Below are 20,229 nucleotides of genomic sequence, written 5' to 3'. Positions count from 1 at the left end.
AAAGATGACTACCCAGGCTGTTTCTGGTCGCCGTTATTTCACTAAAGCATGGCTTCTGGAGCAAAAGTCGCTCATCGCTCTGTTAGTGCTGATCGCGATTGTTTCCACCATGAGCCCTAACTTTTTTACCGTTAATAACCTGTTCAACATTCTCCAGCAAACGTCGGTGAACGCCATCATGGCCGTTGGCATGACGCTGGTTATCCTGACGTCGGGTATCGATCTGTCCGTCGGTTCCTTGCTGGCGCTTACCGGCGCGGTTGCGGCTTCAATTGTAGGGATTGAGGTCAATGCGCTGGTGGCTGTTGCTGCAGCCCTGGCGCTCGGCGCTGCCATTGGCGCAGTCACCGGGGTGATTGTTGCGAAAGGCCGGGTGCAGGCGTTTATTGCAACGCTGGTGATGATGCTGTTGCTGCGCGGCGTGACCATGGTGTACACCAACGGCAGTCCGGTTAATACCGGATTTACTGACAATGCCGATCTGTTTGGCTGGTTTGGTATTGGTCGTCCGTTAGGCATCCCTACGCCAGTGTGGATCATGGGGATTGTCTTCCTCGCGGCGTGGTACATGCTGCACCACACTCGTCTTGGTCGTTATATCTACGCGCTGGGCGGTAACGAAGCGGCAACGCGTTTGTCCGGTATCAGCGTCAGTAAAATCAAAATTATCGTTTACTCACTGTGCGGTCTGCTGGCATCGCTGGCGGGCATCATTGAAGTCGCGCGACTCTCCTCCGCACAACCGACGGCAGGTACTGGCTATGAGCTGGATGCTATCGCAGCGGTGGTGTTAGGCGGTACCAGCCTGGCGGGTGGTAAAGGACGTATTGTTGGGACGCTGATCGGCGCATTGATTCTTGGTTTCCTCAATAATGGTTTGAATTTGTTAGGTGTATCCTCCTATTACCAGATGATCGTCAAAGCGGTGGTGATTTTGCTGGCGGTACTGGTAGACAACAAAAAGCAGTAACAACGATTACAGGACATCTTAAATATGAACATGAAAAAACTGGCTACCCTGGTTTCTGCTGTTGCGCTGAGCGCCACCGTGAGCGCGAATGCGATGGCGAAAGATACCATTGCGCTGGTGGTCTCCACCCTCAACAACCCGTTCTTTGTTTCTCTGAAGGATGGGGCGCAAAAAGAGGCGGATAAGCTGGGTTACAACCTGGTGATTCTGGACTCGCAGAACAATCCGGCGAAAGAGCTGGCTAACGTTCAGGACTTAACGGTTCGTGGAACTAAAATTCTGCTGATCAACCCGACTGACTCTGATGCCGTTGGTAATGCTGTGAAGATGGCTAACCAGGCAAAAATTCCGGTTATTACCCTTGACCGTGTTGCCTCCAAAGGCGAAGTGGTAAGCCACATCGCGTCTGATAACGTGTTGGGTGGCAAAATTGCGGGTGATTACATCGCGAAGAAAGCAGGTGAAGGCGCGAAAGTTATCGAACTGCAAGGGATTGCCGGAACTTCAGCGGCGCGTGAGCGTGGCGAAGGTTTCCAGCAGGCCGTTGCGGCACACAAATTTAACGTACTGGCCAGCCAGCCGGCAGACTTCGACCGCACCAAAGGTCTGAACGTCATGCAGAACCTGCTGACCGCGCATCCTGATGTGCAGGCCGTATTTGCCCAGAACGATGAAATGGCGCTGGGTGCGCTGCGCGCACTGCAAACCGCGGGTAAATCTGATGTGATGGTGGTTGGATTTGACGGCACTCCAGATGGCGAAAAAGCAGTAAATGATGGCAAACTGGCTGCGACCATTGCTCAGTTGCCGGATCAGATCGGCGCGAAAGGCGTTGAGACTGCGGATAAGGTCCTGAAAGGCGAGAAGGTTCAGGCTAAATATCCGGTTGACCTGAAGCTGGTCATCAAGCAGTAATACCGATTCAGGTCGCTCGCGGCCTGATGGAGACATAAATACGCTATCCCCGTATCTGGTTTCGGGGATGAAAGCGTAAAAAGAAAAGCAGGGCACGCGCCACCCTAACCCGGTGGCGCACTTTGACTTGGAACACCAAATATGAAAACCGCAGGCAACCTCGTTGTTCTTGGCAGTATTAATGCCGATCACATCCTTAACCTTAACTCTTTCCCGACACCTGGTGAAACCGTAACAGGTAGCCATTATCAGGTCGCATTTGGCGGTAAAGGCGCGAATCAGGCTGTTGCTGCGGGTCGTAGTGGCGCGAATATCGCATTCATTGCCTGTACGGGCGATGATGATATTGGCGAAAGTGTGCGTAAACAGTTAGCCAAAGATAACATCGATATTGCGCCGATTAGCGTAATTTCGGGGGAATCGACCGGTGTGGCGTTGATTTTTGTGAATGGTGAAGGTGAGAACGTTATCGGCATTCATGCCGGAGCGAACGCAGCTCTTTCGCCAGCGTTGGTGGAAGCACAGCATGAGCGTATTGCTCAGGCGTCCGCCTTACTTATGCAGTTAGAATCGCCGATCGAAAGCGTACTGACTGCAGCAAAGATTGCACATCAAAATAAGACCATGGTCGCCCTGAACCCGGCACCGGCACGTGAACTTTCTGATGAACTGCTGGCGCTGGTGGATATTATTACCCCGAATGAAACCGAGGCTGAAAAGCTGACGGGGATCCGGGTCGAAAATGATGAAGACGCGGCCAAAGCGGCGCAGGCATTGCACGCTAAAGGTATCCATACTGTACTGATTACTTTAGGTAGTCGCGGTGTGTGGGCCAGCGTTAATGGCGAAGGACAGCGTGTGCCCGGTTTTAAAGTGGAAGCCGTTGATACTATTGCCGCTGGAGACACCTTTAATGGCGCGTTAATTACGGCGTTGCTGGAAGAGACTCCGCTGCCTGAAGCGATCCGTTTTGCGCATGCCGCTGCGGCGATTGCGGTTACCCGTAAAGGCGCACAGCCTTCCGTTCCGTGGCGCGAAGAAATAGAAGCGTTTTTAAGTCAACAGAGGTAACGCTTGGCTACAATGAAGGACGTCGCCCGCCTGGCGGGTGTTTCCACGTCGACGGTTTCTCACGTCATTAATAAAGATCGCTTTGTCAGTGAGTCCGTCACTGACAAAGTAGAAGCTGCAATTAAAGCGCTTAACTACGCGCCCTCCGCGCTGGCGCGTAGTCTCAAGTTAAACCAGACCCGCACGATTGGCATGTTAATCACTGCCAGTACCAATCCCTTCTATTCTGAACTAGTGCGCGGCGTTGAACGTAGCTGTTTTGAGCGCGGCTACAGCCTGGTGCTGTGCAATACCGAAGGCGATGAACAGCGCATGAACCGTAACCTGGAAACTCTGATGCAAAAACGTGTGGACGGCTTGTTGCTGCTCTGCACCGAAACACATCAGCCTTCCAGAGAGATAATGCAGCGTTATCCTTCTATACCGACCGTGATGATGGACTGGTCGCCTTTTGATGGTGAAAGCGATCTGATTCAGGATAACTCCTTGCTGGGCGGGGATTTAGCCACGCAACATCTTATCGAAAAAGGTTTTACGCGCATTGCCTGCATCACCGGGCCGCTGGATAAAACCCCGGCGCGTTTGCGTCTGGAAGGATATCGGGCAGCAATGAAGCGGGCGGGGTTGCCTGTCCCGGAAGGCTACGAGATTACCGGTGACTTTGAGTTCGGCGGCGGCTTTGAAGCTATGCAAACGTTGCTGTCGCATAAACAGCGACCGCAGGCCGTTTTTACCGGCAATGATGCTATGGCAGTTGGCGCGTATCAGGCTCTGTACCAGTCAGGATTGCGCATTCCGCAGGATATGGCTGTGGTGGGTTACGATGATATCGAGCTGGCGCGCTATATGACGCCGCCCCTGACGACCATCCACCAACCAAAAGATGAATTGGGCGAACTGGCCATCGATGTATTAATTCACCGGATGGCGCAGCCCGCATTACAGCAACAGCGTTTGCAGCTTACTCCTGTTCTGATGGAGCGGGGGTCGGTTTAGGTTTGTGCCGATCTTTGATCAGGTTACGTCCATCTTTGGCTTTTAGCAGCATGAACATCAGCGCGGATATTACCGTGATAGCGCCCATCGTCATAAAGGTGTAGTGGAACTGTTCGACCGTATTGGTTCCTTCCATACCTTCATAGATACGCAGAACGGCGGCGCTGATGGCAACCCCTAAACTGATTGATAACTGCTGAGTAACAGCCAATACGCTGTTGCCGCTGCTGGCATTTTCATCGGTCAGATCCGCCAGAGTGATGGTATTCATTGAAGTAAACTGGGTGGACATCGCCATACCTAAAATGAACAACGGCAGGATTAGCATCCAGATCGGCATGGCAGGAGATTGCAAAGCGAACTGCGCAATCATCAGGCCGATAAATACCGTAACACCCACCAATGTGGTCCTGTAGCCGAGTTTGCGCAGAACCTGCGTCACCATGGATTTTGCCAGAATTGAACCCAACGCTGTTGGCGCCATCATGCAGCCGGCTATCAGAGCCGGATATCCAAATCCTACCTGCAACATCAGCGGCATTAAGAAGGGCACGCAGCCTGTGCCCAGGCGAGTGGCGAGGTTTCCGGCGATCCCAACAGAAAAGGTCCGAGTCTTAAATATCGGAAGCGATATCAGCGGCGTTGGGTGGCGACGCGCATGGCGAATATAGGCGAGTAGTAACAACACACTGGCAAGAATAATACCGAGTGCGACCCAGGTCTCGACAAGCTTCTCACCGAACAATTCAACGCCGCTGGAAAACAACACCAGGCTCAAACCAAACAGAAAGAAACCGGTCATATCAAAACCGCGGCGTGGCGTGGTGAAGTTCGGCATATATTTGCGGGCATAGAAGATACCGGCAATGCCAATTGGAATATTAATCAGGAAGATCCAGTGCCAACTGGCCCATGTAACCAGTACACCGCCCAATACCGGACCTAAAATCGGCCCCACAAGTCCTGGCATGGTGACGAAGTTAAGCACGGGAAGCAGTTCGCTGCGGGGGTAAGCACGCAATAACGCCAGACGGGCAACGGGCATCATCATGGCGCCACCGATCCCCTGAATGACACGGAAAATCACCAGCTCGCTTAAGGAACTGGACAGCGCGCAGGCCAGCGATCCCAACGTAAACAGGCTAACGGCAATCATAAAGACGCGTCGGGTACCAAATCGGTCTGCCAGCCAACCACTTACCGGGATCAGCATCGCGACAGTCAGGGTATAGCTGATAATGGCCGACTGCATGGCGAGTGGAGAGCGGTTAAGACTATGTGCTATTGCGGGTAGGGCGGTATTGAGGATCGTGGCGTCTAGTGCCTGCATAAAAAAGGCCATGGCTGCTATCCACGGTAGCCCGGCCATACTGCGTGATTTCTTTTCTGACATATTATTTATCCGGTAGCACGTTCGGTGCTATCAGCAATGCCTGACAGGCAGCAAAGGCGCGATCGCCATCGTTATCATCTATTGCGTCGACAATGGCCTGGTGCAAATCCAGTTTCACCACATCGTTATAGGTAATAGAGGTAAAGTAGGTCTGGTAAACCGAATGGAACAGAGATGCAAAGGAAATAAGGAACGGATTCGCACTCATTTCATAGATGTGCTCATGCCAGGCGATATCAACCTCAATCCAGCGTTCGCGTCTGAAGTTTCTTTTCAGCTCGACCATCTCTTCCATCAGCGTGTTGAGGTGCGCTTTCTGTTCAGCCGTACCTATAGTCGCTGCCAGTAAGCACGCCTGAGGCTCCAGGCTGATACGCATCACCAGAAAATGTTTAATGACCTGCGGGAAATTATCTTCCGTCATCCACCAGGTGAGTAGCTCCTGGTCAAGGAAGTTCCAGTTTGCTTGCGGCATGACGCGTGTGCCAATACGTGGGCGCGGTAATACCATACCTTTTGCTGTTAATGTTTTTACCGCCTCTCTTACCGCGGTGCGACTCACGCCAAACTGATCGCCCAGCTCTATTTCGCCAGGCAATATCGCACCCGGCGCGTATTCACCTTTTAATATTCGCTGAGCCAGCTTTTCGGCCAGAACGTAGGACAAGTTTTTCTGTGCGGCTAGCTGTTGGGCATTTAACGGCATGAATGTTCTTCCTTACTCTTTTTCTTATTCATTAGTATGCCACCTGGAAGTGTGATTGCGGCTGCAAAAACGGCAATTTGCTTATTTTATGGCATGTTAATGGTTGTTTTGGTGAAAAAACACGCACTCGGAAAGTTATTTTAAATTTCCCCTTGTCAGCCTGAAATAACTCCCTATAATGCGCCTCCACTGACACGGAACAACGGATTACAAGCCGCCGGGTCAGCGGGGTTCCACTGAGAACTTCGGCGAAGAAAGCGAAATTAAATGCTTGACTTCGTAGCGGGATGGCGTAATATGCACACCCCGCGCCGCTAAGAAAAAGCGAAGCGGCACTGCTCTTTAACAATTTATCAGACAATCTGTGTGGGCACTCGAAGATACGGATTCTTAACGTCGCAAGACGAAAAATGAATACCAAGTCTCAACGAGTGAACACGTAATTCATTACGAAGTTTAATTCATTGAGCATCAAACTTTTAAATTGAAGAGTTTGATCATGGCTCAGATTGAACGCTGGCGGCAGGCCTAACACATGCAAGTCGAACGGTAGCACAGAGGAGCTTGCTCCTTGGGTGACGAGTGGCGGACGGGTGAGTAATGTCTGGGAAACTGCCCGATGGAGGGGGATAACTACTGGAAACGGTAGCTAATACCGCATAACGTCGCAAGACCAAAGAGGGGGACCTTCGGGCCTCTTGCCATTGGATGTGCCCAGATGGGATTAGCTAGTAGGTGGGGTAACGGCTCACCTAGGCGACGATCCCTAGCTGGTCTGAGAGGATGACCAGCCACACTGGAACTGAGACACGGTCCAGACTCCTACGGGAGGCAGCAGTGGGGAATATTGCACAATGGGCGCAAGCCTGATGCAGCCATGCCGCGTGTATGAAGAAGGCCTTCGGGTTGTAAAGTACTTTCAGCGAGGAGGAAGGTGTTGTGGTTAATAACCGCAGCAATTGACGTTACTCGCAGAAGAAGCACCGGCTAACTCCGTGCCAGCAGCCGCGGTAATACGGAGGGTGCAAGCGTTAATCGGAATTACTGGGCGTAAAGCGCACGCAGGCGGTCTGTCAAGTCGGATGTGAAATCCCCGGGCTCAACCTGGGAACTGCATCCGAAACTGGCAGGCTAGAGTCTTGTAGAGGGGGGTAGAATTCCAGGTGTAGCGGTGAAATGCGTAGAGATCTGGAGGAATACCGGTGGCGAAGGCGGCCCCCTGGACAAAGACTGACGCTCAGGTGCGAAAGCGTGGGGAGCAAACAGGATTAGATACCCTGGTAGTCCACGCCGTAAACGATGTCGACTTGGAGGTTGTGCCCTTGAGGCGTGGCTTCCGGAGCTAACGCGTTAAGTCGACCGCCTGGGGAGTACGGCCGCAAGGTTAAAACTCAAATGAATTGACGGGGGCCCGCACAAGCGGTGGAGCATGTGGTTTAATTCGATGCAACGCGAAGAACCTTACCTACTCTTGACATCCAGAGAACTTAGCAGAGATGCTTTGGTGCCTTCGGGAACTCTGAGACAGGTGCTGCATGGCTGTCGTCAGCTCGTGTTGTGAAATGTTGGGTTAAGTCCCGCAACGAGCGCAACCCTTATCCTTTGTTGCCAGCGGTTCGGCCGGGAACTCAAAGGAGACTGCCAGTGATAAACTGGAGGAAGGTGGGGATGACGTCAAGTCATCATGGCCCTTACGAGTAGGGCTACACACGTGCTACAATGGCATATACAAAGAGAAGCGACCTCGCGAGAGCAAGCGGACCTCATAAAGTATGTCGTAGTCCGGATTGGAGTCTGCAACTCGACTCCATGAAGTCGGAATCGCTAGTAATCGTGGATCAGAATGCCACGGTGAATACGTTCCCGGGCCTTGTACACACCGCCCGTCACACCATGGGAGTGGGTTGCAAAAGAAGTAGGTAGCTTAACCTTCGGGAGGGCGCTTACCACTTTGTGATTCATGACTGGGGTGAAGTCGTAACAAGGTAACCGTAGGGGAACCTGCGGTTGGATCACCTCCTTACCTTAAAGAACCGACCTTTGCAGTGCTCACACAGATTGTCTGATGAAAAGTAAATAGCAAGGCGTCTTGCGATTGAGACTTCAGTGTCCCCTTCGTCTAGAGGCCCAGGACACCGCCCTTTCACGGCGGTAACAGGGGTTCGAATCCCCTAGGGGACGCCACTTGCTGGTATGTGTGAGTGAAAGTCGCCGACCGAAGTATCTCAAAACTGACTTACGAGTCACGTTTGAGATATTTGCTCTTTAAAAATCTGGATCAAGCTGAAAATTGAAACGACACACTGTTTCATTTCTCCGTAATAAGAAATGAAAAGCGGTGTGTTCGAGTCTCTCAAATTTTTGCAAGTCGATGATGAATCGAAAGAAACATCTTCGGGTTGTGAGGTTAAGCGACTAAGCGTACACGGTGGATGCCCTGGCAGTCAGAGGCGATGAAGGACGTGCTAATCTGCGATAAGCGTCGGTAAGGTGATATGAACCGTTATAACCGGCGATTTCCGAATGGGGAAACCCAGTGTGTTTCGACACACTATCATTACGTGAATACATAGCGTAATGAAGCGAACCGGGGGAACTGAAACATCTAAGTACCCCGAGGAAAAGAAATCAACCGAGATTCCCCCAGTAGCGGCGAGCGAACGGGGAGCAGCCCAGAGTCTGAATCAGCATGTGTGTTAGTGGAAGCGTCTGGAAAGTCGCACGATACAGGGTGAAAGTCCCGTACACAAAAGTGCATGTGTTGTGAACTCGAAGAGTAGGGCGGGGCACGTGGTATCCTGTCTGAATATGGGGGGACCATCCTCCAAGGCTAAATACTCCTGACTGACCGATAGTGAACCAGTACCGTGAGGGAAAGGCGAAAAGAACCCCGGCGAGGGGAGTGAAAAAGAACCTGAAACCGTGTACGTACAAGCAGTGGGAGCACCCTTTGGGGTGTGACTGCGTACCTTTTGTATAATGGGTCAGCGACTTATATTCTGTAGCAAGGTTAACCGAATAGGGGAGCCGAAGGGAAACCGAGTCTTAACTGGGCGTTAAGTTGCAGGGTATAGACCCGAAACCCGGTGATCTAGCCATGGGCAGGTTGAAGGTTGGGTAACACTAACTGGAGGACCGAACCGACTAATGTTGAAAAATTAGCGGATGACTTGTGGCTGGGGGTGAAAGGCCAATCAAACCGGGAGATAGCTGGTTCTCCCCGAAAGCTATTTAGGTAGCGCCTCGTGAATTCATCTTCGGGGGTAGAGCACTGTTTCGGCTAGGGGGTCATCCCGACTTACCAACCCGATGCAAACTGCGAATACCGAAGAATGTTATCACGGGAGACACACGGCGGGTGCTAACGTCCGTCGTGAAGAGGGAAACAACCCAGACCGCCAGCTAAGGTCCCAAAGTCATGGTTAAGTGGGAAACGATGTGGGAAGGCACAGACAGCCAGGATGTTGGCTTAGAAGCAGCCATCATTTAAAGAAAGCGTAATAGCTCACTGGTCGAGTCGGCCTGCGCGGAAGATGTAACGGGGCTAAACCATGCACCGAAGCTGCGGCAGCGACACTATGTGTTGTTGGGTAGGGGAGCGTTCTGTAAGCCGTTGAAGGTGTATCGTGAGGTATGCTGGAGGTATCAGAAGTGCGAATGCTGACATAAGTAACGATAATGCGGGTGAAAAACCCGCACGCCGGAAGACCAAGGGTTCCTGTCCAACGTTAATCGGGGCAGGGTGAGTCGACCCCTAAGGCGAGGCCGAAAGGCGTAGTCGATGGGAAACAGGTTAATATTCCTGTACTTGGTGTTACTGCGAAGGGGGGACGGAGAAGGCTATGTTAGCCGGGCGACGGTTGTCCCGGTTTAAGCATGTAGGCGGAGGTTCCAGGTAAATCCGGTACCTTTTAACGCTGAGGTGTGATGACGAGGCACTACGGTGCTGAAGTAACAAATGCCCTGCTTCCAGGAAAAGCCTCTAAGCATCAGGTAACACGAAATCGTACCCCAAACCGACACAGGTGGTCAGGTAGAGAATACCAAGGCGCTTGAGAGAACTCGGGTGAAGGAACTAGGCAAAATGGTGCCGTAACTTCGGGAGAAGGCACGCTGATATGTAGGTGAAGTGATTTACTCATGGAGCTGAAATCAGTCGAAGATACCAGCTGGCTGCAACTGTTTATTAAAAACACAGCACTGTGCAAACACGAAAGTGGACGTATACGGTGTGACGCCTGCCCGGTGCCGGAAGGTTAATTGATGGGGTTATCCGTAAGGAGAAGCTCTTGATCGAAGCCCCGGTAAACGGCGGCCGTAACTATAACGGTCCTAAGGTAGCGAAATTCCTTGTCGGGTAAGTTCCGACCTGCACGAATGGCGTAATGATGGCCAGGCTGTCTCCACCCGAGACTCAGTGAAATTGAACTCGCTGTGAAGATGCAGTGTACCCGCGGCAAGACGGAAAGACCCCGTGAACCTTTACTATAGCTTGACACTGAACACTGGTCCTTGATGTGTAGGATAGGTGGGAGGCTTTGAAGTGTGGACGCCAGTCTGCATGGAGCCATCCTTGAAATACCACCCTTTAATGGCTGGTGTTCTAACGTAGACCCGTAATCCGGGTTGCGGACAGTGTCTGGTGGGTAGTTTGACTGGGGCGGTCTCCTCCTAAAGAGTAACGGAGGAGCACGAAGGTTAGCTAATCCTGGTCGGACATCAGGAGGTTAGTGCAAAGGCATAAGCTAGCTTGACTGCGAGAGTGACGGCTCGAGCAGGTGCGAAAGCAGGTCTTAGTGATCCGGTGGTTCTGAATGGAAGGGCCATCGCTCAACGGATAAAAGGTACTCCGGGGATAACAGGCTGATACCGCCCAAGAGTTCATATCGACGGCGGTGTTTGGCACCTCGATGTCGGCTCATCACATCCTGGGGCTGAAGTAGGTCCCAAGGGTATGGCTGTTCGCCATTTAAAGTGGTACGCGAGCTGGGTTTAGAACGTCGTGAGACAGTTCGGTCCCTATCTGCCGTGGGCGCTGGAGAATTGAGGGGGGCTGCTCCTAGTACGAGAGGACCGGAGTGGACGTATCACTGGTGTTCGGGTTGTCATGCCAATGGCATTGCCCGGTAGCTAAATGCGGAAGAGATAAGTGCTGAAAGCATCTAAGCACGAAACTTGCCCCGAGATGAGTTCTCCCTGACCCTTTAAGGGTCCTGAAGGAACGTTGAAGACGACGACGTTGATAGGTCGGGTGTGTAAGTGTAGCGATACATTGAGCTAACCGATACTAATGAACCGTGAGGCTTAACCTTACAACGCCGAAGATGTTTTGGCGAAGAGACAGACACAAGATTCAGTTTGATTACAGATTACATCGACATGCCCAGGAGGTGTGTTGATAAACAGAATTTGCCTGGCGGCTGTAGCGCGGTGGTCCCACCTGACCCCATGCCGAACTCAGAAGTGAAACGCCGTAGCGCCGATGGTAGTGTGGGGTCTCCCCATGCGAGAGTAGGGAACTGCCAGGCATCAAATTGCAGTAAACCGGGATGAATAATCCGGGTGGTGACAAAGAAATTCGGTGGAGCGGTAGTTCAGTTGGTTAGAATACCTGCCTGTCACGCAGGGGGTCGCGGGTTCGAGTCCCGTCCGTTCCGCCACTTATTAGAAAATTAAGCCTGCTACTAAGCAGGCTTAATGATAAGAAGATTTAGGGGCGTAGCTCAGTTGGTAGAGCACCGGTCTCCAAAACCGGGTGTCGCGAGTTCGAGTCTCTCCGCCCCTGCCAGAAACAATCCTTAGCATTATTGCTAAGGATTTTTTTTTACCTGTAATTTGAGTTTTTCCTTCTTTCTATTTTACTCCCGGCATCCTTGCCAGCGTTTTCCTTAATCTTCCAGAATATTCGTTCTCAGCAGATCGCAAATCAGCGCATGTTTATCGCTATTTTGCAGCCAAACTGCATATAACGGGCGTGAAAGCGTTGTACTGTCGGTAACCGTATGGAGATCGCTTTTACCTTTAGCCCAGCTGACCGGTAGCCAACTAAAACCTTTGAGGACTGAAAGTTGCTGCCTGGCTAATTCTGCCGAACTGGTGGTAAGTACCGGCACTTCATCTCCCGCAATCAATCCAGCCTCGTGTTGCTGAAAGTCAGGTCCCCATTCCAGACGCAGATAATTCAGTTCATCTTTGGTTTGTGAAGGAGAACTGCAATACAGCGCCAGCGTGAAATATCCCAACAGTTGGCTGCTAAATTCGTCCATTTTGGGCGTTTCGGTAGTAATCAATAGATCAAGCTGTCGTTCATGAAGCTGTTTTACTAACGACTGTCGCTGCGCGATCCTCGCTTCAAATTGCAGGCTGGATTGCGGCTCCTGGGATTGGTACAAACGCCCCAGCCAGCCATTAAGCATGCATTCCCAGAGGGATGCGCTGGCACCAATAGAAAACTCGTTATGCCGCGAGGTATTCGCAACCTCCTTACGTGCTGCTTGCCACGTATTCATCAGCGTTTCAGCGTAAGGTAATAATTTTTCACCTGCAGCGGTTAAGCGGATATTGTTTCTGTGTCGGGTGAACAAGTTTACACCCAATTGATTTTCCAGTTGTCTGATCCGAAAACTAACCGCTGATTGGGTCAGATAGAGCGCTTCAGCAGCCCTGCCAAAGTGGCGTGTCCGGCTAACTTCCAGGAAAGTTTTTAACAATTCCGTATCCACAACTCGCTCCATAAAATTATTTGTCGTTATGATTTAAATCTTTTGTTTGACGCTCTGTCAAGCGTAACTAATACTCCGCGCCATAAATAGCTCGGCCAAAGAATTAGGAGCGTGCAGGATGGCGGAAAGCTTTACGACGACTAATCGATATTTCGATAATAAATATTATCCCCGCGGATTCTCCCGTCATGGTGATTTCACCATTAAAGAAGCACAACTGCTTGAGCGTCACGGTTATGCTTTCAACGAGCTGGATCTGGGCAAGCGTGAGCCGGTAACGGAAGAAGAAAAACTGTTTGTTGCGGTATGCCGTGGTGAGCGCGAACCGGTTACCGAAGCTGAACGTGTGTGGTCCAAATACATGACGCGCATTAAGCGTCCAAAACGCTTCCACACGCTGTCTGGCGGGAAACCTCAGGTGGAAGGTGCGGAAGACTACACCGAATCTGATGATTAATAAAAAAGGGCGAAAGCCCTTTTTTTATGCCAGTAGTTTCTGCAAATGAATGAGTAATCTGTCTATCGCCCGATACCCAACAGCCTCCTGTAAGTGCTGGCGAGATATATGGTCAGATTGTTCTATATCCGCGATCGTTCGAGCGACCTTTATCAGGCGTAACCAGGCGCGGATGGATAATCCGAGATGCGCGAGCGTTTCTTCAAGCCACTGCGCATCGTCGCTACGCAGTGGACAGTATTTATGGATATCCTGACTGTCCAGTTGCGCATTTAACTTATTCTGCCGCCGATACTGACGCTCTCGTGCTGCTATAACGCGTTGCTTCACCGTTGCGCTATCTTCCCCTTTTACCTGGCTCTGGCTGAGTATGCCGGGCGGCGGTAAGGGGATTTCGAGGGAGAGATCGAAGCGGTCAAGAAATGGGCCTGATAATCGATTGAGGTAGCGTAGCGTCTGCTCTGGGGTACAGCGGTTATGGTTCCCCTGATAATGTCCTGTTGGGCTAGGATTCATGGCAGCAATAAGCTGAAAACGCGCGGGGTAAGTTATTTTTGCCCGAGTACGGGATAAATGAATCTGCCCGGACTCAATGGGCTCTCGCAGTGCATCCAGCGTGCGCCGCTCAAACTCGGGAAGTTCATCCAGAAACAGTATGCCGTTATGCGCCAGAGATATCTCGCCTGGCGCAGGAATAGAGCCGCCACCGACCATGGCAGTTAATGAAGCACTGTGATGCGGCGAACGAAAAGGGCGTTGTTTCCACTGTTTTTGTAGCGTGTCGGAATTGACCAGACTTAGAATCGCGGCGCTTTCCAGTGCTTCATCATTGCTCAGTGGCGGAAGCAATCCTCTCAGGCGACTGGCCAGCATGGTCTTACCCGTTCCCGGCGGCCCGATGAGTAAGAGGTTATGACCGCCAGCTGCGGTAAGCTCCAGCCCGCGTTTACCCTGTTCCTGGCCGATAACATCGCTCAGATCATCTGCTAATGCGCAAGGGGTAAAATCTGCCGATGATGGTCTGTCTAAATCATGCTTACCTTCGAGAAATGCGCATACAGCCTGTAGATGATCGGCAATAAGGCACCCTTCACCGTGTATCAGTCCCACTTCAGCAGCATTCTCTTTTGCGACAATAATTCTCCTGCCTGCGCGAATAGCTTCAGTTGCACTTGATATCGCACCGGGAACGCCGCGTAACGCGCCTGTAAGCGCTAATTCGCCTACCAGCTCATATGTATCGAGGTTATGGGTTGTAAGCTGCTCAGACGCTGCCAGAAGCGCAACTGCGATAGGTAAATCATATCGTCCCCCTTCTTTCGGGAGATCGGCCGGAGCGAGGTTTATGGTTATCTTCTTCGCCGGGAATTCATAACCGCTATTAATAATCGCACTGCGAACTCGATCGCGAGCCTCTTTTACCGTTGTTTCGGGTAATCCCACCATGGTTAAACCAGGCAAACCATTACTGATATGTACCTCGATGGTAATGGCTGGCGCATTCACGCCCAGCGCAGCGCGTGTGTGAACAATCGATAGTGACATAAGCCCTCCTGATGAAAGTATTATGTCGCAATACATCGCGGCAAGATTTCACATAATTACGGTTTTTAGAGGCTTATTCCCGTGTTTTTATGTAGCTCAATACTGCTTGCATAAAGCCTGGAATAGCGCTCGCAAACGCTTTTGAATAACGTTTTTAGTAGGGAACGGGTTGCCGAGAATCACCTGAAACGTGAAATATTTTCACTTTTGATTTTTTGTATAAAAAACAACGATATTTATCTAAACCGTTAACGGCGTCAGAAAAACGAATAAAAAAATATCTTGTGTCATTTGCAAATTCTATGGTAACTCTTTAGGTATTCCTTCGAACAAGATGCAAGAAAATACAAAAATGACAGCCCTTCTACGAGTGATTAGCCTGGTCGTGATTAGCGTGGTGGTGATTATTATCCCACCGTGCGGGGCTGCACTTGGACGAGGAAAGGCTTAGAAAACAAGCCTTAACGAACTAAGACCCCCGCACCGAAAGGTCCGGGGGTTTTTTTTGACCTTAAAAACATACACGAGGAGCAGAAAGTGAACGGTAGCATAAAATTCTGTTTCTCAAGATTTACGGCGGGGATGTAACTATGAATGGGGCTCAGTGGGTGGTACATGCGTTGCGTGCACAAGGGGTTCAAACCGTCTTTGGTTATCCTGGTGGCGCAATTATGCCGGTTTACGATGCGTTGTATGACGGCGGCGTAGAACACCTGTTGTGCCGACACGAGCAGGGCGCGGCAATGGCGGCAATTGGCTATGCCCGTGCGACCGGTAAAACCGGCGTGTGTATTGCCACTTCAGGTCCTGGCGCTACCAACCTGATCACCGGACTTGCCGATGCGCTGTTAGATTCTGTTCCTGTGGTGGCGATCACCGGTCAGGTGGCCTCACCTTTCATCGGAACGGATGCGTTTCAGGAAGTGGACGTTCTGGGTATGTCTTTGTCCTGCACCAAACACAGTTTCCTGGTGCAGTCACTGGAAGAGCTGCCGCGCATTATGGCAGAGGCTTTCGCTGTGGCGAACTCCGGTCGTCCGGGTCCGGTTCTGGTTGATATCCCGAAAGACATCCAACTGGCCAGCGGTACGCTGGAGCCGTATTTTACGACCGTCGAAAACGTAGAGGATTTCCCGCACGCTGACGTTGAGCAGGCACGTAAAATGCTGGCGCAGGCGCAAAAACCGATCCTGTACGTCGGTGGCGGCGTTGGTATGGCGCAGGCGGTCCCGGCCCTGCGTGAATTTATCGCGGTAACCCAAATGCCGGTCGCCTGCACGCTGAAAGGTCTGGGCGCAGTAGAAGCTGACTACCCATACTATTTGGGTATGTTGGGAATGCATGGCACTAAAGCGGCAAATTTCGCGGTGCAAGAATGTGATTTACTGATTGCAGTGGGCGCGCGTTTTGATGACCGGGTGACCGGTAAGCTGAATACCTTCGCACCGAACGCCAGCGTGATCCACATGGATATCGACCCTGCGGAAATGAACAAGCTGCGCCAGGCGCACGTCGCCCTGCAGGGTGATTTAAATTCTCTGCTGCCGGCATTGCAGCAATCGCTGAAGATTGACGCATGGCGCCAGAATTGTGCGGAACTGCGCACAGAGCATACCTGGCGCTATGATCATCCCGGTGAGGCTATCTACGCGCCACTGTTGTTGAAGCAGTTGTCCGATCGCAAACCCACGGACAGCGTAGTGACAACGGATGTTGGTCAGCATCAGATGTGGTCGGCGCAGCATATGACCTACACCCGCCCAGAAAATTTCATCACCTCGAGCGGCCTGGGTACGATGGGCTTTGGCCTGCCAGCAGCGGTTGGTGCGCAGGTTGCTCGCCCGAACGATACGGTAATCTGTATCTCCGGTGACGGCTCCTTCATGATGAATGTACAGGAGCTGGGCACCGTAAAACGCAAGCAGTTGCCGCTGAAAATAGTTTTACTCGACAACCAGCGGTTAGGCATGGTGCGACAATGGCAGCAGCTGTTTTTCCAGGAACGTTATAGCGAAACCACCCTTACCGATAACCCCGATTTCCTCATGTTGGCCAGCGCCTTCGGCATACCAGGTCAACACATCACCCGTAAAGACCAGGTTGAAGCGGCACTCGACACCATGCTGAACAGCGAGGGGCCATACCTGCTTCATGTCTCAATCGACGAACTTGAGAATGTCTGGCCTCTGGTACCGCCAGGTGCCAGTAACTCAGAAATGCTGGAGAAATTATCATGATGCAACATCAGGTCGCCGTTGAGGCTCGTTTCAATCCGGAAACGTTAGAACGTGTTTTACGCGTGGTACGCCATCGCGGTTTTCAGGTGTGCTCCATGAATATGGAAGCCGCCAGCGATGCGCAAAATATAAATATCGAATTGACCGTTGCCAGCCCCCGGTCGGTCGACTTACTGTTTAGTCAGTTAAGTAAACTGGTAGACGTTGCACATGTTGCTATCTGCCAGAGCACAACCACATCACAACAAATCCGCGCCTGAGCGCAAAAGGAAGAAAAATGACGACGAAAAAAGCTGATTACATTTGGTCTAATGGCGAGATGATTCGTTGGGAAGACGCGAAGGTTCACGTGATGTCCCACGCGCTGCACTACGGTACTTCAGTATTCGAAGGCATCCGTTGCTACGATTCTCACAAAGGGCCGGTGGTGTTCCGTCATCGCGAACATATGCAGCGTCTGCGTGATTCAGCCAAGATCTATCGTTTTCCGGTTTCTCAGAGCGTTGATGAGCTGATGGAAGCTTGCCGCGAGGTGATTCGTAAAAACAATCTGACCAGCGCCTATATCCGTCCGCTGGTGTTTGTTGGCGACGTGGGGATGGGCGTTAACCCGCCAGCGGGATACACCACTGACGTGATCATCGCCGCGTTCCCGTGGGGTGCTTACCTTGGTGCAGAAGCGCTGGAGCAGGGGATCGACGCGATGGTTTCATCCTGGAACCGCGTGGCGCCGAACACCATCCCTACTGCTGCTAAAGCGGGCGGTAACTATCTGTCTTCGCTGCTGGTGGGTAGCGAAGCGCGTCGTCATGGCTATCAGGAAGGCATTGCGCTGGATGTGAATGGTTACATCTCCGAAGGTGCGGGCGAAAACCTGTTTGAAGTAAAAGACGGCATTCTGTTTACCCCGCCGTTTACCTCTTCCGCGCTGCCGGGTATCACTCGTGATGCGATCATTAAGCTGGCGAAAGATCTCGATATCGAAGTACGTGAGCAGGTGCTGTCTCGTGAATCACTGTACCTGGCCGATGAAGTGTTCATGTCCGGTACCGCGGCCGAAATCACCCCAGTACGCAGTGTCGATGGTATCCAGGTGGGTGAAGGCCGCTGCGGTCCGGTCACCAAACGCATCCAGCAGGCCTTCTTTGGCCTCTTCACCGGTGAAACGGAAGATAAATACGGCTGGTTGGATTCAGTAAACCAATAACAAAATTAATATTTCCCCAAAAAAATTCACGTTGCAGGAAGACGGCAACGCAGCAAGTCCCAGGAGCTTACTGTAGTAAGTGACTGGGGTGAGCGAGGCGGCCAACGCACCTGCGGCGTGAAGTATGCAGGGGAAAGACAGACGGGAGTTAATCAAGCATGCCTAAGTATCGTTCTGCCACCACCACCCACGGCCGCAATATGGCGGGTGCCCGCGCATTGTGGCGCGCCACCGGGATGACCGATGATGACTTCGGTAAACCGATTATCGCTGTGGTGAACTCCTTTACCCAGTTCGTACCGGGTCACGTCCATCTGCGCGATCTGGGTAAGCTGGTTGCCGAACAAATCGAAGCCTCAGGCGGCGTGGCGAAAGAGTTCAACACCATCGCGGTGGATGATGGTATCGCCATGGGTCATGGCGGCATGCTGTATTCACTGCCGTCGCGTGAGCTGATCGCTGACTCCGTTGAGTACATGGTTAATGCCCACTGCGCCGATGCGATGGTCTGTATCTCCAACTGCGACAAAATCACCCCGGGGATGTTGATGGCCTCTCTGCGCCTGAACATCCCGGTTATCTTCGTTTCCGGCGGCCCGATGGAAGCCGGGAAAACCAAGCTCTCTGACCAAATCATCAAGCTCGACCTGGTTGATGCGATGATTCAGGGCGCTGACCCGAAAGTTTCCGACTCACAAAGCGAGCAGGTTGAACGTTCCGCTTGCCCAACCTGCGGCTCCTGTTCCGGTATGTTCACCGCTAACTCGATGAACTGCCTGACCGAAGCGCTGGGCTTGTCGCAGCCGGGTAACGGTTCGCTGTTGGCGACTCACGCCGACCGTAAAGAACTTTTCCTCACCGCAGGCCAGCGCATCGTCGAGCTGACCAAACGTTATTATGAGCAGGACGATGCTTCCGCGCTGCCGCGCAACATTGCCAGCAAGGCAGCGTTTGAGAACGCCATGACGCTGGATATCGCCATGGGCGGCTCCACCAATACCGTTCTGCACCTGCTGGCGGCCGCGCAGGAAGCGGAAATCGACTTCACCATGAGTGATATCGACAAGCTGTCCCGCAAAGTCCCGCAGCTGTGTAAAGTGGCGCCGAGTACGCAGAAATACCATATGGAAGACGTGCACCGCGCAGGCGGCGTACTGGGTATTTTAGGCGAACTGGATCGTGCTGGACTGCTGAACCGCGACGTGAAAAACGTGCTGGGGCTGACTCTGCCGCAAACGCTCGATCGGTATGACGTGATGTTGACCAAAGACGACGCGGTGAAAAAAATGTTCCGTGCAGGCCCGGCCGGCATTCGTACTACCCAGGCGTTCTCACAGGACTGCCGTTGGGATACGCTGGATGACGACCGCGCTGAAGGCTGCATTCGCTCGCTGGAGCACGCTTACAGCAAAGACGGCGGTCTGGCAGTTCTGTACGGTAACTTCGCGGAAAACGGCTGTATTGTAAAAACCGCAGGCGTGGATGACAGCATCCTGAAATTCACCGGCCCGGCAAAAGTGTATGAAAGCCAGGACGATGCGGTTGAATCCATCCTCGGCGGTAAAGTGGTGGCTGGCGACGTGGTTGTCATTCGCTACGAAGGGCCGAAAGGCGGGCCTGGCATGCAGGAAATGCTCTACCCCACCACCTTCCTGAAATCGATGGGCCTCGGTAAGGCTTGCGCGCTGATTACCGACGGTCGTTTCTCCGGCGGTACTTCGGGGCTTTCCATTGGTCACGTTTCTCCGGAAGCGGCCAGCGGCGGTAATATCGCGATTATCGAAGATGGTGACATGATTGCCATCGATATCCCGAATCGTGGTATTCAACTTCAACTGAGTGATGCGGAAATCGCTGCGCGCCGTGAAGCGCAGGAAGCTCGCGGTGACAAAGCCTGGACGCCAAAAGATCGTCAGCGTCAGGTCTCCTTTGCACTGCGCGCCTACGCCAGCCTGGCAACCAGTGCCGACAAAGGTGCGGTGCGCGATAAGTCGAAGCTCGGGGGATAAT

At 52.2% G+C, this 20,229-nt stretch carries 14 protein-coding genes, 3 tRNA genes and 3 rRNA genes; 16 read left to right on the top strand and 4 right to left on the bottom strand.

The genetic code is table 11. The annotated features are described in order from the left end of the window. Positions 1-4: 4 nt before the first annotated feature. From rbsC to rbsR, 4 genes are all read left to right on the top strand, one after another. Positions 5-970, top strand: a complete 966-nt coding sequence (gene rbsC, locus SK35_RS24165; RefSeq protein WP_003826999.1) for a ribose ABC transporter permease — start codon at positions 5-7, stop codon at positions 968-970. Between the two features lie 24 nt (positions 971-994). Next, positions 995-1,885: a ribose ABC transporter substrate-binding protein RbsB gene (gene rbsB / locus SK35_RS24160; RefSeq protein ID WP_003023760.1), complete on the top strand. Its 891-nt coding sequence runs from the start codon at positions 995-997 to the stop codon at positions 1,883-1,885. A 141-nt stretch (positions 1,886-2,026) separates the two neighbouring features. Next, a complete protein-coding gene (rbsK, locus tag SK35_RS24155) occupies positions 2,027-2,956 on the top strand; it encodes a ribokinase (RefSeq protein ID WP_003826997.1) in 930 nt (309 codons plus the stop codon). A 3-nt stretch (positions 2,957-2,959) separates the two neighbouring features. Continuing rightward, positions 2,960-3,952, top strand: a complete 993-nt coding sequence (gene rbsR / locus SK35_RS24150) for a ribose operon transcriptional repressor RbsR (protein ID WP_003023757.1) — start codon at positions 2,960-2,962, stop codon at positions 3,950-3,952. On the opposite strand, the gene mdtD is transcribed toward rbsR, so the two are convergent. Next, complete coding sequence (gene mdtD, locus SK35_RS24145) at positions 3,918-5,345, bottom strand: multidrug transporter subunit MdtD (protein WP_008786557.1); 1,428 nt, start codon at positions 5,343-5,345, stop codon at positions 3,918-3,920. The genes rbsR and mdtD overlap by 35 nt on opposite strands. Before the next feature lies 1 nt (position 5,346). Beyond that, on the bottom strand, positions 5,347-6,051 hold the full coding sequence (locus tag SK35_RS24140; protein ID WP_003023753.1) for a FadR/GntR family transcriptional regulator: 705 nt from the start codon (positions 6,049-6,051) through the stop codon (positions 5,347-5,349). 481 nt (positions 6,052-6,532) lie between these two features. Here SK35_RS24140 and SK35_RS24135 point away from each other — a divergent pair. The 6 genes from SK35_RS24135 to SK35_RS24110 all read left to right on the top strand — a co-directional run bounded on the left by SK35_RS24135 (position 6,533) and on the right by SK35_RS24110 (position 11,839). Beyond that, positions 6,533-8,074 (top strand): 16S ribosomal RNA (locus SK35_RS24135). An 85-nt stretch (positions 8,075-8,159) separates the two neighbouring features. Further along, a tRNA-Glu gene (locus SK35_RS24130) sits at positions 8,160-8,235 on the top strand. 221 nt (positions 8,236-8,456) lie between these two features. Beyond that, positions 8,457-11,363 (top strand): 23S ribosomal RNA (locus SK35_RS24125). 100 nt (positions 11,364-11,463) lie between these two features. Next, positions 11,464-11,579, top strand: a 5S ribosomal RNA gene (gene rrf, locus SK35_RS24120). Together the 16S, 23S and 5S rRNA genes with 3 tRNA genes alongside form the textbook arrangement of a ribosomal RNA operon. 55 nt (positions 11,580-11,634) lie before the next feature. Beyond that, a tRNA-Asp gene (locus tag SK35_RS24115) sits at positions 11,635-11,711 on the top strand. A 52-nt stretch (positions 11,712-11,763) separates the two neighbouring features. Further along, a tRNA-Trp gene (locus SK35_RS24110) sits at positions 11,764-11,839 on the top strand. A gap of 100 nt (positions 11,840-11,939) precedes the next feature. Here the strand turns inward: SK35_RS24110 and hdfR are convergent. Then, entirely contained in the window at positions 11,940-12,785 is an 846-nt protein-coding gene (gene hdfR / locus SK35_RS24105) for an HTH-type transcriptional regulator HdfR (protein ID WP_008787063.1), read from the bottom strand. Between the two features lie 106 nt (positions 12,786-12,891). Between hdfR and maoP the strand changes: the two genes are divergently transcribed. Further along, positions 12,892-13,230, top strand: coding sequence for a macrodomain Ori organization protein MaoP (gene maoP / locus SK35_RS24100; RefSeq protein WP_003018025.1), 339 nt, complete (start codon positions 12,892-12,894; stop codon positions 13,228-13,230). A 24-nt stretch (positions 13,231-13,254) separates the two neighbouring features. Here the strand turns inward: maoP and SK35_RS24095 are convergent, their stop codons facing one another. Next, positions 13,255-14,775, bottom strand: coding sequence for a YifB family Mg chelatase-like AAA ATPase (locus SK35_RS24095; RefSeq protein WP_020996103.1), 1,521 nt, complete (start codon positions 14,773-14,775; stop codon positions 13,255-13,257). Between the two features lie 352 nt (positions 14,776-15,127). On the opposite strand from SK35_RS24095, the gene ilvL reads away from it, so the two are divergent. From ilvL to ilvD, 5 genes are all read left to right on the top strand, one after another. Next, positions 15,128-15,226: an ilv operon leader peptide gene (gene ilvL, locus SK35_RS24090; RefSeq protein ID WP_001311244.1), complete on the top strand. Its 99-nt coding sequence runs from the start codon at positions 15,128-15,130 to the stop codon at positions 15,224-15,226. A gap of 139 nt (positions 15,227-15,365) precedes the next feature. Beyond that, positions 15,366-17,012 carry an acetolactate synthase 2 catalytic subunit gene (gene ilvG, locus SK35_RS24085; protein ID WP_048215232.1) on the top strand — a complete coding sequence of 549 codons (1,647 nt, stop codon included), beginning with the start codon at positions 15,366-15,368 and terminating at the stop codon, positions 17,010-17,012. Next, positions 17,009-17,272, top strand: a complete 264-nt coding sequence (gene ilvM / locus SK35_RS24080) for an acetolactate synthase 2 small subunit (RefSeq protein ID WP_003018017.1) — start codon at positions 17,009-17,011, stop codon at positions 17,270-17,272. Before ilvG ends, ilvM begins: the two co-directional genes overlap by 4 nt. Positions 17,273-17,289: 17 nt before the next feature. Next, positions 17,290-18,219, top strand: coding sequence for a branched-chain amino acid transaminase (locus tag SK35_RS24075; RefSeq protein ID WP_003829030.1), 930 nt, complete (start codon positions 17,290-17,292; stop codon positions 18,217-18,219). 158 nt (positions 18,220-18,377) lie between these two features. Continuing rightward, the gene (gene ilvD, locus SK35_RS24070; RefSeq protein ID WP_048215231.1) at positions 18,378-20,228 is read left to right on the top strand and encodes a dihydroxy-acid dehydratase; all 1,851 of its coding nucleotides are present in this window, start codon (positions 18,378-18,380) and stop codon (positions 20,226-20,228) included. Position 20,229: the final 1 nt, after the last annotated feature.

The sequence above is a fragment of the Citrobacter sp. MGH105 genome (assembly GCF_001037485.2).
GTDB classification, from domain to species: domain Bacteria; phylum Pseudomonadota; class Gammaproteobacteria; order Enterobacterales; family Enterobacteriaceae; genus Citrobacter; species Citrobacter portucalensis.
This window is presented reverse-complemented; position numbering and strand designations above follow the sequence as displayed.